Origin of the sequence: Echinicola vietnamensis DSM 17526 (assembly GCF_000325705.1) — a bacterium.
Lineage (GTDB): Bacteria > Bacteroidota > Bacteroidia > Cytophagales > Cyclobacteriaceae > Echinicola > Echinicola vietnamensis.
In genome coordinates this window covers 4678760-4695626 of sequence record NC_019904.1, presented here as the reverse complement: position 1 = coordinate 4695626, position 16867 = coordinate 4678760, and the positions used below count along the sequence as shown (strand labels likewise).

Sequence of the window (16867 nt, the reverse complement as noted above, 5' to 3'; positions counted from 1 at the left end):
ACAATACGATGAAAAAGATCATATATACTCTGACGATCCTGGTCTGGATGACGAGTTGTTCTGATGTGCTAGATATAGAAAACATCGACAACTACGATCCTGAGCAAGTATGGAATGACGAAAGGCTGGCCAATGCATACTTGGCAAATTTATACAGTATGTTTGGCAATTGGAGTACTGGTGCAGACAGGACTAGTCAGCAAATAGCGGGGATCGTTTGGTATGAAGACCAAATAACGATTTCAAATGACAATTTTAAAAGCTGGAATTATAACCAAATCAGGTTGATCAATCAGGCTATCCAAGATGTTCAAACAGGTACTTTATCACAAGAAGTTAAAGACGAGGTGCTGGGACAAGCGCTGTTTATGCGCGCTTATGCCTATTTTGAAATGGTCATGTATCATGGCGGGGTTCCTTATATTAAGGTCCCTCAGGATCGCTACGAGGATGATTTATATGTTGCTAGAAATACCACAGCGGAGTGTTTTGATTTCTTAATTGAAGATTTGGACCAGGCAATAGATTTGCTGCCAACCCATATTGAATCTTCCAGTTCCGATTATGGGAAAATTGATGGAAATTTTGCGTTGGCTTTTAAGGGAAAAGTGTTGCTGTATAAAGCTTCGCCTCAATTTAACCCTTCCAACCCTTGGGATAATTCTCATTGGCAAGAGGCTTTTGAAGCCAATAAATTGGCCTATGAAACATTGTTGGAACAAGGATACGCTTTGGTAGCGGATTATTCCAACGTAGCGTTAGAGGAAAGGAACAGTGAGGTGGTTTTTTCAGTGATTAACAGCTATCCAAATAAAACTGCCGTTTGGGAACATGGTGTTCGTCCAGGTTCGGAGAGTAGAGGGCCGGCTTCGGCATGCCCTACTTGGGAATTTATCAAGGAATTTCCCATGAAGGATGGGAAATTGTATTCTGACCCCACAGGAGCCTACTACATGTCTGAAGCCGATTTTTTGCAAAACTATTGGAAAAACCGAGATCCGAGGTTTGATAAATCCATCGTGTGGGCAGGGAAGACCTATGAAGTCTCCGGTAAGGCAGGAAAACGCCAATATACTGCATTGGGTATTGCCCATGAGCTAGATGATTTTGGGATCAATCCTGCCGCACAGACAAATTCTACCAATTTGGATCGTTATACTGGCTTTTTTATCCTAAAAAACAGTTTGCTAAATCTCACCCAAGCTGAAGTGCAACAGTATGACCTTGATTATGTCCTGATGCGTTTTGCAGAAGTAATGCTGAATTATGCAGAAGCAGCCAATGAGATGGGCGATATGACGACCGCCCTTGAAATACTTCGTCAAATCCGGGAAAGAGCTGGCATAACTCCGGGAAATGACGGGAACTTTGGGATTCAGGTAGGGTCCAGAGAGCAAATTCGAGAAGCCATATTGGCCGAGAGGAATATTGAATTTTGTTTTGAAGGACATCGTTTTTGGGATTTGAGAAGACTTAGGATGCTGGATAGATTGGATGGTACTACCAAGCACGGAGTGGAATCCATTGCTATTGATGAGGATGGTTCAGAAATGCCACTGGTTGAAGCACGTTCATTGGCAAGTGCCTATGAGTTGACGGAAGAGGATTTTAAATACTCCATTTTACAGGTGCCACGTTCCGGTGTGAAGGTCAGTGTGGTACCGGAAACATACTACTTCTTCCCAATTCAAAAAGCTGTTTTAGATCGCAATCCAAATTTAGAGCAAAATGAAGGTTGGGGAGGGACGTTTGACCCTACGTTAGAATAGTTAGCCCCTTTACCTTGTCTTTTGAAAGTTGATAGGGCTTTCAAAATCAAAAACAGGTATCACGATCCACTGCTGTGGATCGTGATTTTAATGATACTCCACAACATGGAGTATCATTGTTTACAGAAAAGGTGAAATCAACAGATAAACTAGTAAGGGAGATCGCCTTATGCTCATATTGATTGGGATAGATTGAATTTTCTTGCTAACTATATATGATTCAGAATGTTTATTTTAAAAAACAAAAGATGCGTGATTATTTAGATTTTAACAAACCACCTTTCCTAGCGGTATTGACCTGCTGTTTGTGCTTTGTATTGATCAGTTTTACACCTAAAAAGGCCTTTGTAAGCCTTTTCAATGGAAAAGACTTAGACGGTTGGGTGGGGAATAAAAAGGCCTACTCAGTAGAAGAGGGCCTCTTAGTTATTAATCCGGAAAATGGAGGTGGTGGAAATTTATATACAGAAAAGGAGTACAGTGACTTCCATTTAAAGTTTGAGTTTTTATTGACTCCAGGAGCCAACAATGGATTAGGCATTAGGGCTCCCTTAGAAGGGGATGCAGCATATGCGGGAATGGAACTGCAGATTTTGGACAATAGTGCAGAGAAATATGCTGACTTGCATGAATACCAGTATCACGGTTCGGTATATGGCGTGATTCCAGCCAAAAGAGGCTTTCTGAATCCTGTCGGAAAATGGAACAGTGAAGAAGTGACCATTAAAGGAAAGAAAATAAAGGTGATCTTAAATGGGCATACGATCCTCAAAGGGAATATCGCCAAGGCGAGTGCAGGAGGAACTTTGGACGGAAAAGAACATCCTGGATTAACTCGTGACAAAGGGCATATTGGCTTCCTTGGTCATGGCTCTGTAGTGAAGTTCCGGAATATAGAAATAAAGGAATTATGATTGATGGGAATTCCCCCTTTTATGAAATTACCGTGATGAATAGAGAATACGCACTTTAATTTACTTGGGATTGAGTGATCAAGAAGAAGTATACATGACTACCGTCAATAGTGTATTCTTACAAAAAAACAGCCGCTGATTTTATCAGCGGCTGTTTTTATTTGATTCATGCTATTAAAAATAGCAAGAAGATTATTTTCCTGAATTCTTGATATCAGTTACTTCTTTTCTGATATCTTGAGCAAGGGTTTTGATCGCTTGCATGCCGTTTCTAACTCTTGTGCCAGCAGCTTTGTTACCTTTTTCGTAGAATTTGGCGAAATCGTCTTCCAATGAATCAACTAGTTCTTTTACTTCTGTGAATCTGCTCATAGTGTTAAATTATTTAAGTTTATGTCATTAAAAACGTGAATATAGGGAGTTTATTTAGTTTTCAATAGCCCTTTCACGACATTTAGCATTTAATTTAATCGTTTTATTCGGCTTATTTGTCCATTTTAGAGGGTTTTTTAGTAAAATTTAACATGGAAGTAAAAGCCCTTTCCTGCTTACTTATATCAGGTTTTTTACGTTTCTATATGTAATTAGCTCAAAGTCTGCGAGTTAGTGTGGGTAGATTGACTTTTGAGGCATCATGTTTACCATTTAGAAAGAAAAAAAGCACAACCAGACCTCCGGTCGTGCTTTTCAGTAATCTATCACCTAACATTAAAATCTATTTCAATAATATTATTCATTATTACCTCTTGATCTGCTATTCCCCCCACGGGAGGAGCTTCCAGACCTGCTTCTGCTGCTAGAAGATGAACCTGATGACCTACTCACCCTAGAAGAGCTGCCTGAGCTACTTCTACTGACAGCCGAACCGCTTCGGCTTTTGGAAGGTGTTGCTGTAGGCCTAGAAGATTGGCTCCTGGAACCAGTGGATTTGCGCATGGATTCCCTGTTGTTCGTAGGCCTGGCCGATCTGCTTTGGGCACTGGATCCTTTGTTAGAACGCGATTCATATCGCTTGCTGGCAGAGGATGATCTTCCATAAGACTTACTATTGCTTTTCGTGGGCTTAGCCATTTCACGAGAAGTATTTCCAGTTCTTGTGGAACTCCTAGCATTATTTTGCTCCCTCCTGGAAGGGGTACTTCTATTGTCATAGGTCGAATTTGTGGAACGCCTAGATGGAGAAACTGCTCTTTCATTCGATCCACTTCGCTGTCCTCTGGAAGGGGACGCACTGTTTGAACGGGACCTGGCATTGGAATTATACCTGGTCGTGTTAGCGCGACTCGTCCTTGCTTGTTCACGGGAAGTGACTCTTTGGGGTTTACCCGTGACGCCCCTGTCATTTCTGGCCGTCCTTAAATCAGGCCTGTATACATTTAGGGTGTTTCTTGACCTTGATAAGGACGCACGGCCAGCATTTCTGGAATAGTTTATCCTATAGACATCGACTGATCGTCTGCTATACCGTTCGATATCACGTCTATGAGGTCCGCCCACATACCGATTATTATTATATACAACGGTATTGTTAATAATGGTGGTATTATGATAAATGTTTACAATATTTCGCCTAGGGGCATAATATCGATAAACGTGTCGGTTCATAAATCGGGTCCTTGGAACGAATACCCAGTGAAAGCTTGGTAAATTGATGGAGACATTGATGGATACTCCTGGTCCTAAAGGAGCCCAGCCGTAATATCCTCCGCCCGTTCTCCAGTTGACCCATGCAGGTCCCCATTCATATCCAGGTACCCATGCCCAGCCGTAATAATCATCATACAGCCATCTGCCGTAGTGGAACGGAGCCCATCCCCAATCGTAATACGATACCCACGTGTTTCCGTATTCGGTCATGGCCCAATGCCCATTAGACCCGTAGGGATGGAAATCCCTGTCTACATACGGTAACCATATATAACCGTGTCTGGGGTCATTTATCCAATCACCATAAGGAGATAATTCGTCATAGAAAACCTGAAACGATACTCCCATCGGTGTTTCTGCTTGTGTCTTTTTGGTATTCATTACAAAAACCAAACACGTTATCAGCGTTATGCCGATCCATTTTATGTTTCTTATTTTATTCATAACTAATGGGATTAAGAGTTAAATAATAGGTTGGTTTGGTTAAACGAGCTGTTGCTGCGTTCAAATAGTCTAAAGCTAAAACCGTTCCAATTTGAAAAGGGTAGAATTATTCATAAAGGGCTAAAATGATTTATTAGGCTTTAAATACTTGTTATTTTTTTGTCTTGACAAAACACAATCGTGTTCATAGAAAAGTATTGATTAATTAAGGAGGGATAACTGTAAAATTTAATATAAGTATGTGATTTTTGTGAAAAATAGAAGTGATTATACCTGTGATTTAGTAATTAATAGTTTTTTAAACTGTTGTAAGATAAAAAAACAATTAACAGTTTTGTCTTTATTGCCAATTGTCTATATTTATTAAAACAAGTAAAAAAACCGTAAAAATAACAAATCACCCTTTTTAAATGTTTAATAGTCCGATCATCCTAAAATGAAGCGGGCGTGCCAAAGAAAGAAAATAACCCAATATAACTGCCCTGTTTGCGACCGGAAAAATACCCAGGGTATTTTAACTTGGTCTGATGAAGACCTTTTTGCTTAATCATTTTAACCTAAAACCCTATATTCAAATGAGAAAAATTCTACTGACCATGATGATCATGGTAATGATGGGAGGGCACTATATGTCAATGGCCCAGACCCCATCACCTTCGAGTTCATCTCCGGCCAAGACCATTACAGGTACGGTCACAGATGCAGATAGTGGAGAGCCAATACCTGGCGTGAATGTCTTTCGAAAGGGCACTACGACAGGGACTTCCACGGACTTAGATGGTAATTACACGCTGAATAATGTTCCAGAGAATGCCACATTGGTATTTTCCTTTATCGGGTATACTTCCCAAGAAATGCCTGTTCAAGGCAAAAGCACGATCGATGTGGCTTTGTCCCAGGATACGGAAGAATTGGGCGAAGTGGTCGTAACCGCCCTGGGCATCAGCAAGGAAAAGGAGAAGCTAGGCTATTCTGTGACAGAAGTAGGTAGCGAGGCCTTGGATCAGGCGCGGGAAACGAACGTGGCCAATTCCTTGGCCGGCCGTGTGGCTGGTTTGGTCGTAAAGGGGACAAGCAGTGGGCCGGGAGGTACTTCGAAGATTACCCTTCGAGGATTGCCCAGTATCAGTGGTACAGGTTCTCCTTTATACGTTATAAACGGAATCCCAATGGATAATACCCAACGTGGATCGGCCGGACAATGGGGCGGTAGTGATAACGGTGACGGCATCGGTAACCTCAGCCCTGATGATATTGAATCCATGACGGTGCTTAAAGGACAGGCCGCTTCGGCATTATATGGCTCAAGGGCTTCTAATGGCGTGATTCTCATTACCACAAAAGCCGGTAAAAAGGGAGGAGACTGGTCCTTGGATTATACCATGAACTTTATGGCAGAGCAAGCGGTAGACTTTACAGACTTCCAAAACGTTTATGGTCAAGGAACTGGCGGGTTAAAGCCTACCACCGCCGCTGATGCACAGACTACAGGGAGATTGGCATGGGGAGCCATGATGGATGGCAGTCAAGTGATTGGTTTTGATGGAAACAATTATCCTTATGCTCCCGCCAGTGAAAATTATATTGATTTTTACAGGACAGGGACGAATTTCACCAATACCGTTTCGGTATCAAAAGGTTTGGGTGACGACGGGTCGTTCAGGCTGTCCTTCTCTAACCTCGATGCCAATTCCATAGTCCCTAATAGTGGAATGGATCGAAAGACCATTAACCTGAATGTAGATCAAAATATTACCGATAAGTTGAATGTTACCGCTATGGTCAATTATGTCAATCAGCTATCGACGAATATTCCCTACCTGAGTGATGGCCCCAGAAACCCCAATAACTTCCTGTTCTTGGCCCCAAATATTGACCATAATATCTTCGCTCCGGGATATAATCCTGAAACGGGAGCGGAGACGGTCTTCAGTGATGATATTTATGTGACCAATCCTTACTTCATTACCGAAAAAGGGATCAACGACTTGGAAAGAAACCGTACCATTTCGGCCTTATCGGCCAAATACAGCTTTACTCCTGATATTTATGCGATGGTCCGTGTGGGAAATGACGTTTCCAATGACAAAGTGAATACCGTGGAACCTTACGGACTTGCTTATACAGCAGATTTACAAGGTGCACTGAACAATCGTGGCCAGTCGACCCGGTCTGAACTTAATATTGACGGTATTTTCGGGGCTGTTGTAGATTTGACGGAGGACATAGAAATGGATGCCCTCGCAGGGGTAAACATGCGTAAGAATAAATTCGAATCCATTGGTTTGAGTGGTAGCCGATTTGTATTGCCTTACCTGTATTCTCCTTATAATACCGAAATATTCAACAGGAACAATAATACGCTGTCCTACCAAGAGCGGGAGGTGCATTCGGCTTACTATTCCCTAGGCTTTGGGTACAAGGATTTTCTGACCTTGACCACTACTGGTCGATATGATGTTTACAGTACATTGAATCCAGAGAATAACAGTATCTTTTCGCCATCGGTAACCCTGGCGTTTGTCTTTGATCGACTGCTGAATATCGATGCCATGGACTTTGGGAAATTCAGGGCATCCTATGCGGTGACGAGTGGAGAACCTACCCAGCCGTACCAGACGCAGTTTTACTACAGCTCTGCCAACGCCTTTAATGGTGTTCCTGCCGGATCAGCACCGCTTTCTTTACCAAACAAAGATTTGAAACCGTTTACCACGGATGAGGTAGAACTCGGGTTGGACTTGAGCTTCTTTAAAAACAGGTTGAGCTTTGACATTGCCTACTTTACCAAGACTACCCATGACGAGATCATGAATGCCACTTACAGCATTACCTCTGGATTTAACAGTGGCGTGGTAGCGACGGGGTCTGTGTCCAACAAAGGATTGGAAGTGTTGGTGTCAGGTGTGCCTGTCCAGACCACCAAGTTCTCCTGGAACACCTCCGTTAACATGACCAGTGTAAAAAATGAGGTGCTCAGTACAGGACCGGACAATAACCCTATTACCTTGGGGCAAAACAGGGCTACACTAGGCAATGCTGTGACGGCTTTCGTCGTGGGAGAATCCGGGCCGCAGATCAGGGCCTATGATTATGCCTATAATGAAGATGGCAGCATCATGGTGGATGATTCTGGCTTGCCAGTAAGAGGAGAACTCAAAAATTGGGGATCTGTCCTGCCCACTTTCTATGGTGGATGGAACAACACCTTCAACTATAACGGGATCTCGTTTTCATTCTTGATCGATTATAGCTTTGGTAATAAGGTGCTGTCCGCGACGGAATATTATTCCACCTGGAGGGGCTTGCATAAAAACACCTTGGTGGGAAGAGAAGGTGGTATTTCCACCAATGGAGAAACGGCATCCGCAGAGGACTATTACAAGTCCCTGGCCCAAAACGTCACCAGTACCAGTGTAGTGGATGGTGACTTTATCAAGCTAAGGCAACTGACCCTTGGGTATGCGTTGCCTGCCAAGTGGTTTGCCAATACGCCTGTTGTCAAAGGGCTTAACGTGTCATTGGTAGCCAGAAACTTGGCCATTTTGATGCGTCATGCTGAAAACATCGACCCTGAAGCTTCCTTTGGTTCCAATATCAACTATACAGGTATCGAAGGGACCAGTTTGCCAAGCACCCGGTCATACGGATTTAACCTTAAATTTAAATTGAATTGATCATGAAAAGATATATAAGTTTAATGCTGGTAGGGTTGTTAGTGGCTTTCACCGGCTGTGATGGAGATTTTGAAGAGATCAATACCGATCCTAATCAGGCGGACGGCGACCTCTTTGATCCCAACCTGATTTTGCCGACCGTGTCCTACAATTATGGAAACATGGTAACGGGATACACCGGTTCGATTCTGTTTCAGAGTATGTGGGTACAGGTGTTGGCCTCTACGTCCACAGGAGGAGCCAATTATTACTCCAATGCAGACAAGTATGTCATCTCGGGGAGTACCAATAATTACATCCAAGGTGTGTGGAACTTAGGGTACGAAGCCTCTTCCAGGATCAATCAGATGCAGCAATTGGCCATGGACAAGGGAATGACCAACCTCAATGCCGTTGGGGACATCATGAAGGTGTTGACCTTGTCTTTTGTGACGGATATCTATGGCGATATCCCCTATACCGAAGCCCTGCAGGGACAAGAAGGGGTTACCCAGCCGAAGTATGACCAGCAGTCGGCCCTGTACATGACGATGTTGGCAGACCTGGAAAATGCCATCAACACCTTGGGCACAGGGAGTGATGAGATTACCAATGACGTGATCTATGGAGGCGATATTGCCAAATGGAAGAAGTTTGGTTATTCCTTGATGCTGAAAATGGCCATGAGAATGGTGACTGTAGACCCTGCGTCCGCCCAAAGTTACGTCGAAAAGGCGGTCGCCGGTGGAGTTTTTGCTTCTGCTGCGGACGACGCCTTGATGTATTCGGATCAGAATAACGGCTATTCCAATTCCAGTGCGAATGCCCTTAATGTACAGGATGATATTTATGAAGTACGGTGGTCTAAAGAGATGATTGATTACTTGAAAATGATGGATGATCCACGTTTGCCGGTCATTGCTGAAGTTCCCCCAGCTGGCCTTGCGGCCAATAGGAACGGCAATGTGGTCGGTAACAATGATCCGGCTGTGCAAATCGGCATGCCCAATGGTTATGACCTTAAAGGTCAAGCTACCGATATAAAAAATGAGCCAAACTATCCAGGGGGAACAGGTGAAGGAGACGATGTGGCTCCCATTGGGAACTATTCCCGGCCTACCGCCATCTACCGGGATAGGGACGCACCGATTTTCTTCCTGACTTATGCGGAGGTGCAGTTGTTACTGGCTGAAGCAGCCGTAAGGGGCTATAATGTGCCTGGAACTGCCGCAGAGCATTATGAAGCTGGGGTATTGGGAGCGATGACCTCCATTGGGAAATTTGGTGGAGGAATGGTCTCCAGTGCTGAGGCCAATGCTTATGTGCAGGCCAATGCCTTGGATATGAGTTCGACAGCAAGTGCCATGGAAATGATCAATGAGCAAATTTGGGCCACTACGGGGCTGTTTGCCAATTTTGTGGAGGCGTGGAACAACTGGAAGCGTTCGGGCTACCCGATGCTTACACCTGTGAATTATACCGGAAACTTCTCCAATGGCGAGATACCGCGCAGGCAAATTTATCCTTCTTCTGAAGGAACCACGAATCCCCAAAGCCTAAATGATGCCATTTCCAACATGGGCGGTGACACATGGACAACGACCGTTTGGTGGGATCAAGGAAACTAACGGGATACATTACCTTAAATTTAGATAAGTAAGTAAGGTTGTCCTTCTTTAAGGGCAACCTTATTTTAGTGGATGAAATCTTTGTAAAAATTTTTATCAAACTTCTGAATACCTTATATTCAACTACCTTTATCCGAAGTGTCCCAATTAACCATTTTCGCACAACTCAAGGGCAGTTGATCACGAAAAAAACACAAGAATCCATTATATTTGACGGTTCCCCAACTTTATGATCCCTAGAAGTAGGGAGATCGTTTTCGTATAACCACTAAGAATGCAAAAAAAGAAACATTCCATAAAAGCCATTGCCAAGGAGCTAAATATTTCAGTAACCACCGTTTCATTTGTGTTGAATGGCAAGGCAGAAGAAAATAGGATTAGCCAAAAGCTGATCGATAAGGTTCAGGCTTATGTGAAGAAAATTGGTTACCAGCCCAGTCAGCTGGCCAAAAGTCTACGAACAGGAAAGTCTAATATCATTGTGTTTATGGTAGAGGATATTTCGAATCCATTTTTTGCGACTATTGCCAAGATGATCGAAGACCAAGCCTTTAAGGATGGCTATAAGATCATTTATTCCAGCACCAATAATGACCCGGCCAAAACCATGGGCTTGATCAGTATGTTTAGGGATTTGCAAGTGGATGGCTATATCCTTACCCCACCTGTGGGAATGGATGCTGGATTTTTGTCCGAATTGTCTAGGGACCGGAATCCGTTGATCCTTTTTGACCGATACCTTCCGGAGGTAGATTGCAGCTATGTGGTGATCGATAATTACCAAGGAGCAAAGCAAGGACTGGATTTGTTCTTGAAAGATGGATTGAAAAAAATCGGTTTTGTAACCATTGACTCCGACCAATCGCAGATGCATGAGAGGAGGGAGGCTTACGTACAGATGTGCAAAAAAGAAGCCATCGATCCCAAGATTTTGGAAATCCCTTATGATACTTATTCTTCTCAGGAAACAGAGGATGCCATGACGGCGTTTTTCGAATCCAACGGTGATTTAGAGGCCGTGTTCTTTGCTACCAATTACTTGGCCATGAAGGGAATGCAGGTGATCAAACAGCTAGGAAAGAAAATTCCTGCAGATTTGGCCGTGATTGCATTTGATGATAATGAGTTTTTCAAGTTCAATACTCCCTCAGTATCCAGTATCGTCCAACCCAAGGAAGAAATTGCACGGGGCCTGATCCAATCTATGCTGAAATTGATCAATACCCCTCAAGAAGAAAGAACATCCCATCAAATCGTCTTACAGGCATCCCTTAAAGAAAGAGAATCTACCCAAAAGCTGACTTCTTAGAGGTAGAAAGGGTGGGGTTTCAGTGATGAATTTGCTCTAGCTGTTTTCAGGTAAAGCGTGTGCTTTTTATGATTATAGGATATAAGGTAGTCTGATTTTTTGCCTGATGAGGTTGAATATTATTAAACGATTGATTTGCGTACGGTTTTCTGATATGACTTTTCGGAGTGTAATTTGGTTTATTTTGATTAAAAATTGTTGAATTAACACTTATTGCTGAAGTTGTTAGCAAGACTACTTTTTACTACTTAGAAAAATGTTTTTTTAATTTTTTTTTGAATAAAATAGTAAGATCCTTTACGCTTTGTTTTAAACGATTTTTTGTTGTTTTCAACTATTTAAAGGGCTTTTAATGGTTTTTTTAATGAAGTCGTTGATTTGATAGAAATAATCTATGTTGATGGATTTGAAATTAATAAATGAAAAAATAGGATTTTTGGACTAATTGTGCAAACAGTTTTTTTGAGATTGTCAATGGCCTTTTTTTGTCCGTATTCGTGCAGCGATTTTCTCACCCAAAAAATTAGTAGAAATACGTACTACTAAATCGACTTTGCTTTTATACTAAAAGGGTTTAGCTTTAAAGTAGATTTTGCTTAGTCCTTTCCGTGCATTTCATGAAAATGTACAGTTTGGAGGCAGAAGATTAATAGTTAGTTGATAACCTAAAACCCAAAGTTAAATGAAAGAAAAGTTACCAGCTGTTCGTCGCCTTAGCGGCACAGGCATGAGCTTTCGTAAAGTGAAAGGAGGCATTTTAATGATGCTATTTTCAGGAGCCTTAGGCTCCGTCACACATGCGGAAGAAACGTTTTTTGTAACCGATGAGTCCAGCACGTCAGCCAGCATGTCGTTTTTTCAAACTACCGCCAAGCAAGTCACCGGCACCGTGACTGACGAGTCTGGGGAGCCTCTTCCCGGGGTTTCCATCCTAGAAAAAGGAACGACCAATGGTACCGTGACCGACCTCGATGGCAATTACAAGATATCTGTCGCCTCTGATGAGGCGGTATTGGTATTTAGCTTTATCGGGATGGCCAGTCAGGAAGTTCCGGTGGGTAGCCAATCGACCCTGAATGTGGAACTGACGTCCAATACCGAATCACTGGAGGAATTTGTGGTGATCGGCTATGGGTCCCAGAAAAAGCGGGAAATTACCTCAGCAGTGGCGAATGTGGAGGAAGATGATTTTGTACAGGGCGGTATGCGGTCGCCAATGGAGCTTATCCAGGGTAAAGTGGCCGGTCTGAACATTAACAGGCCCCAAGGAAACAACCCCAATGGATCCACAGATATCCAGTTGAGGGGCTTGACCTCTTTAGTGGGTACGACCAGTCCGTTGATTGTGATTGATGGAATTCCCGGCGGGAGTTTGGATTTGCTTCAGCAGGATGATATTGCCTCTTTTGATGTGCTGAAAGATGGGTCCGCAGCAGCCATCTACGGTACCCGGGGCAATGCAGGGGTAATTCTAATTACCACCAAAAAAGGGAAGGCAGGGCAATCCCGGTTCGATTATTCGACCTATTTCCAACGGGAATATGTGGATAGGAAACCAGATTTCCTTACTGCAGATCAGTTCAGAGAACTAATTGATCAAGGATTGATGGACGAAGTCAATGATTTGGGTAGCTCTACTGATCTCTATGAACGATTGCTGAATAAGCAGAACCTGAGCCAATACCATAACTTTGCAGCTTCCGGTGGTGGCGAAAACTCATCTTACCGTGCGTCCTTCTATTTTAATGATGCAGAAGGAATCGCTAGGGAAAACAGTCGTAGGCAATTTGGTGGAAGGATCAATTTTAATCAAACAGGACTAAATGATCGGTTGACCTTGGCGGCAAATATTGCCACTAACTTCAACAAGGCAAACATGCTGGGCGGTAGCTCTGGAGATTTTGAGCAAGCCATTCAGCGAAACCCAACGGCGCCTATTTTCAATGAGGATGGGTCCTTTGTAGAAACTGAAGCCTATAACAACTATAATCCGCTTTCCCGGTATGCCAATAGAATCAGTGAAAGAAATCAACAAACCTTTTCTGGAGATGCCAGGTTGTCTTTGGACATTATAGAAGGGCTAACCGCATCTGCATTCGGTGCTTATGTGAGAAACACTTACAACGATCGGTATTACCAGTCCATGAATGATTTTGCCAACCGGCCGACCTCCCAATATCAGGGAATGGGCTATGCGTCAAAATTCAACCACCTTAACTGGTCCAATACCTTTGAGTCAACGCTGAACTATAAGAAGATATTCGACTCCGTTCATTCATTGGATGTCGTAGGAGGCTATAGTTATCAGTATTTTTCCACAGAAACCTTCAATGTAAACAACAATGGCTTTACCACTGATGGATTTCTGGATTGGAATCTCGGCGCAGGTAGTGCCATTAACAATACTCAACTTCCCCGTCCGGGAATGGGTAGTTTCAAGGAAGACAATACCTTGATTGCCTTGTTCGCTAGGGCAAGTTACGCCTTTGACGAGAAGTATTTCCTTCAGGCAACGATCAGGAGAGAGGGTTCTTCACGTTTTGGGGAGAACCACAAATGGGGGAATTTCCCAGCTGTATCCGTAGGTTGGGAACTGACCAAAGAAAGTTTCCTTGCTAACAGTACAGCGGTAAATAACCTGAAAGTAAGGCTTGGCTATGGCGTTACCGGTAACCAGGGGATAGGCAACTATAATTCCATTGTTACGCTCTCTACCGGAGGGGTTTATCCGCAAGAGGGGATTTTCTATCAGACCTATGGGGCTTCCCGAAACCCTAACCCAGACCTTCGCTGGGAGAAAAAGAGAGAGTGGAACCTGGGATTTGATTTCTTGCTCTTTAACAATAAGCTAGGGGGATCTTTGGATCTTTACAATAGAGAGACGGTCGATTTGCTCTACAATTATACCGCCCAGCAACCGCCATTTGTGCGGAGCTCGCTACTGACCAATGTGGGAAGTATCAATAACAGAGGGATAGAGATTTACCTGACTTCCACATTGATTCAGAATAGTGACTTTAGCTGGCGGGCAGACTTGACGGCCAATACCCAGCGGAACAAGGTGAATTCACTTTCCAATGACGTCTTTACCATTTCGTGGATCGAGGAAGGCGGACTGCCCAGTCCCGGAAACTTGGGTAATGCCATACGAGTGGAAGAGGGTGGAGCCATTGGTAATTTCTATGGTAAGCGCTTTGCAGGGTTTACGGAAGACGGGAAGTGGCAATTTTATAAAGCCGACGGTTCGGTCGGAGGCACAGCTGACATGACCACCGAAGACCTTACCATTATCGGTAATGGTGTTCCCAAGTACATGGCTTCATTGAACAATACCTTTACCTATAAGAATTTTGACCTGACGTTGTTTTTCCGAGGCAAGTTTGGATTTGATATTTTGAATACCAAGGACCTGTATTTTGGCAATAAAAGATGGTTGCCGAATAACCTGCTGGAGAGTGCTATCACCACGCACGATGAGCTGGACGATGATCCCCAGTATTCCGATTATTACTTGGAAAAGGGAAGCTTTGTAAAGCTTGACAACGTAACCTTGGGCTATAATTTCACCCTTAACAGCCCATACCTCAGAAACCTGCGTGTGTATGCTTCCGGTCGAAACCTTCTGACCATTACCGGTTATTCTGGGATCGACCCTGAACTTCAGGATGTTGGCTTGAACACCGGAATCGATAACCGAGGGTTCTATCCTAGAACAAAATCATTTGCACTGGGTCTAAAAGTTGGATTTTAAAGCGAGGAAATCATGAAAAAATACATCAATAAAATAGCAGGAATCCTTGCACCGGCAGCGATATTGGGAACAGTATCCTGTATGGACTTGGATGAAACGATATACAGTGAATTATCAAAAGATAATTTTTACAACAATAAAGTTGAAATCATGCAAGGGGTGCTTCGGCCATTCACCCACATGCAAGCTTGGTTAGCCCCGACAGGGCAAAGCGGTTATTATTATCATGGCGAGATGGCTGCGGATCAAGTGGCTTGGCCGCAAAAGGGGAGACACGGATATGATGGCGGTGACCATATCAGGTTACATTATCATACCTGGACCTCACAAGAACCACGGTTAAGATCAGCATGGTCGCTGATGTGGGCAGGTTTGGGTTATGTGAATTCTGCCTTGTCTGATTTGGAAAGCGTGGATTTTGCCGCGGCGGGCGTTTCGGAAGAAGAAAAGCAATCCCTATTGGCAGAAGTCCGTGTGATGCGGGCTTATCATTATCTGAAAATCATGGACATGTGGGGAAATGTACCGATCGTGACAACGGTGGGCGAACCCATCAATCCACCGTCAGCGACAAGACAAGAAGTATTCGCCTTTGTGGAGCAGGAGCTGCTTGATAATGTGGAATTGCTACAGCCACTGTCCCAAGAGTTGGTAGGGCGTGTATCCAAGGCTGCTGGATATTCCATGCTTTCGGAGCTTTACCTCAATGCCGAAAAGTGGACCGGTACGGCCATGTATGACAAGTGTATCGAATACAGTGATAAGGTCATCGATGGTGAAGGAGGAAGCCTGACGGGCACCATGGAGCTGGATCCCGATATCCTAGGGCCTTTTAACAATACCAATCATATGTCTCCTGAGAATATTTTCCAGTTTGCCTTCAGTAGAAAAGGAGGTTTTGAATTTAACTGGGGAGGCTTTTATGTGGGCTACAGCAACATGTCCGAAGTATGGGACGTGACCTTCAGTGGCTGGAATGCCTTTGTGGTGATTCCTTCGGCATTTGACGCATACGCTGAAAATGACCTTAGAAAACAGGAATGGTTTCTTTTTGGCACGCAGTATAAATACGGCACCAATGAACCAGTACTCGGGACTGAAGAGTACGACGGACAGCCGCTTACATATGTAAATACCATCCGTAGAAACAGTGAAGGTGCCACTGGTGAAGGCAGCATGACCGAGGGAGAAGAAAACAGTGGGGCGCGCTTTAACAAATACCGGTCCGGTACCAAAGAGGATGAGAATTACTGGGAAAATGACTATATCATCTACCGGCTGACAGAGCTTTACTTTAACAAAGCCGAAGCCATCATGCGTCAGAATGGAGGTACGGCCACGCAGGAAGCAGTGGACCTGATCAATGCCAGCAAACAACGGGCATTTACAGCGGCCGACTGGGTGAATGAGCAGTATACCACCGCTACGCTGACCTTGGATGAACTGCTAGCAGAGCGTGGAAGGGAATTTATCTTCGAAGGAAAAAGAAGGACGGATTTGATCCGCTTTGGAGAATTTACCCAGGGAAGCTGGTGGGATCATGAGGCGACCAATGATCCCAATCGAGAATTGTTCCCGATTCCTCACGTGCAAACCGCCCTTAACCCGAACCTTGAGCAAAACCCTGGTTATAACCAGTAAAAAGCCTGGGTAAGGAGCTGAACAAACTATAGTAAAGCCACGGATTCACAGATGAATGATGGAAGTTGCCCAAAAGGCACCGCTGACCATTCACGATCTGTGTGTCTG

The 16867-nt window shown here is 43.8% G+C and carries 9 protein-coding genes; 7 read left to right on the top strand and 2 right to left on the bottom strand.

The features are described 5' to 3' along the window. The first annotated feature begins 8 nt into the window (after positions 1–8). Together ECHVI_RS19060 and ECHVI_RS19055 are read left to right on the top strand one after the other, a co-directional pair. A complete protein-coding gene (locus ECHVI_RS19060; protein WP_041740037.1) occupies positions 9–1769 on the top strand; it encodes a RagB/SusD family nutrient uptake outer membrane protein in 1761 nt (586 codons plus the stop codon). 248 nt (positions 1770–2017) lie between these two features. After that, the gene (locus ECHVI_RS19055) at positions 2018–2683 is read left to right on the top strand and encodes a 3-keto-disaccharide hydrolase (RefSeq protein ID WP_052331501.1); all 666 of its coding nucleotides are present in this window, start codon (positions 2018–2020) and stop codon (positions 2681–2683) included. Between the two features lie 192 nt (positions 2684–2875). Here ECHVI_RS19055 and ECHVI_RS19050 read toward each other — a convergent pair whose 3' ends face one another. Beyond that, positions 2876–3055: a histone H1-like protein Hc1 gene (locus tag ECHVI_RS19050; protein ID WP_015267666.1), complete on the bottom strand. Its 180-nt coding sequence runs from the start codon at positions 3053–3055 to the stop codon at positions 2876–2878. Positions 3056–3412: 357 nt separating this feature from the next. Then, positions 3413–4774 carry a DUF6600 domain-containing protein gene (locus ECHVI_RS23770; protein WP_015267665.1) on the bottom strand — a complete coding sequence of 454 codons (1362 nt, stop codon included), beginning with the start codon at positions 4772–4774 and terminating at the stop codon, positions 3413–3415. A gap of 575 nt (positions 4775–5349) precedes the next feature. Between ECHVI_RS23770 and ECHVI_RS19040 the strand changes: the two genes are divergently transcribed. The 5 genes from ECHVI_RS19040 to ECHVI_RS19020 all read left to right on the top strand — a co-directional run bounded on the left by ECHVI_RS19040 (position 5350) and on the right by ECHVI_RS19020 (position 16759). Beyond that, positions 5350–8451 (top strand): SusC/RagA family TonB-linked outer membrane protein, encoded by a 3102-nt coding sequence (locus ECHVI_RS19040; RefSeq protein ID WP_015267664.1) that lies wholly within the window; start codon positions 5350–5352, stop codon positions 8449–8451. A 2-nt stretch (positions 8452–8453) separates the two neighbouring features. Further along, a complete protein-coding gene (locus tag ECHVI_RS19035) occupies positions 8454–10058 on the top strand; it encodes a SusD/RagB family nutrient-binding outer membrane lipoprotein (protein ID WP_015267663.1) in 1605 nt (534 codons plus the stop codon). Between the two features lie 274 nt (positions 10059–10332). Then, positions 10333–11367: a LacI family DNA-binding transcriptional regulator gene (locus ECHVI_RS19030; protein ID WP_015267662.1), complete on the top strand. Its 1035-nt coding sequence runs from the start codon at positions 10333–10335 to the stop codon at positions 11365–11367. A 682-nt stretch (positions 11368–12049) separates the two neighbouring features. Next, positions 12050–15118, top strand: a complete 3069-nt coding sequence (locus ECHVI_RS19025) for a SusC/RagA family TonB-linked outer membrane protein (protein WP_015267661.1) — start codon at positions 12050–12052, stop codon at positions 15116–15118. Positions 15119–15130: 12 nt separating this feature from the next. Then, entirely contained in the window at positions 15131–16759 is a 1629-nt protein-coding gene (locus ECHVI_RS19020) for a RagB/SusD family nutrient uptake outer membrane protein (RefSeq protein ID WP_015267660.1), read from the top strand. The last annotated feature ends 108 nt before the right edge of the window (positions 16760–16867 follow it).

What these genes read in the sequence shown, in the direction of transcription:
- ECHVI_RS19060 (WP_041740037.1), top strand. Translation starts at nt 9, where the DNA reads ATGAAAAAGATCATATATACTCTGACGATCCTGGTCTGGATGACGAGT.
- ECHVI_RS19055 (WP_052331501.1), top strand. Translation starts at nt 2,018, where the DNA reads ATGCGTGATTATTTAGATTTTAACAAACCACCTTTCCTAGCGGTATTG.
- ECHVI_RS19050 (WP_015267666.1), bottom strand. Translation starts at nt 3,055, where the DNA reads ATGAGCAGATTCACAGAAGTAAAAGAACTAGTTGATTCATTGGAAGAC.
- ECHVI_RS23770 (WP_015267665.1), bottom strand. Translation starts at nt 4,774, where the DNA reads ATGAATAAAATAAGAAACATAAAATGGATCGGCATAACGCTGATAACG.
- ECHVI_RS19040 (WP_015267664.1), top strand. Translation starts at nt 5,350, where the DNA reads ATGAGAAAAATTCTACTGACCATGATGATCATGGTAATGATGGGAGGG.
- ECHVI_RS19035 (WP_015267663.1), top strand. Translation starts at nt 8,454, where the DNA reads ATGAAAAGATATATAAGTTTAATGCTGGTAGGGTTGTTAGTGGCTTTC.
- ECHVI_RS19030 (WP_015267662.1), top strand. Translation starts at nt 10,333, where the DNA reads ATGCAAAAAAAGAAACATTCCATAAAAGCCATTGCCAAGGAGCTAAAT.
- ECHVI_RS19025 (WP_015267661.1), top strand. Translation starts at nt 12,050, where the DNA reads ATGAAAGAAAAGTTACCAGCTGTTCGTCGCCTTAGCGGCACAGGCATG.
- ECHVI_RS19020 (WP_015267660.1), top strand. Translation starts at nt 15,131, where the DNA reads ATGAAAAAATACATCAATAAAATAGCAGGAATCCTTGCACCGGCAGCG.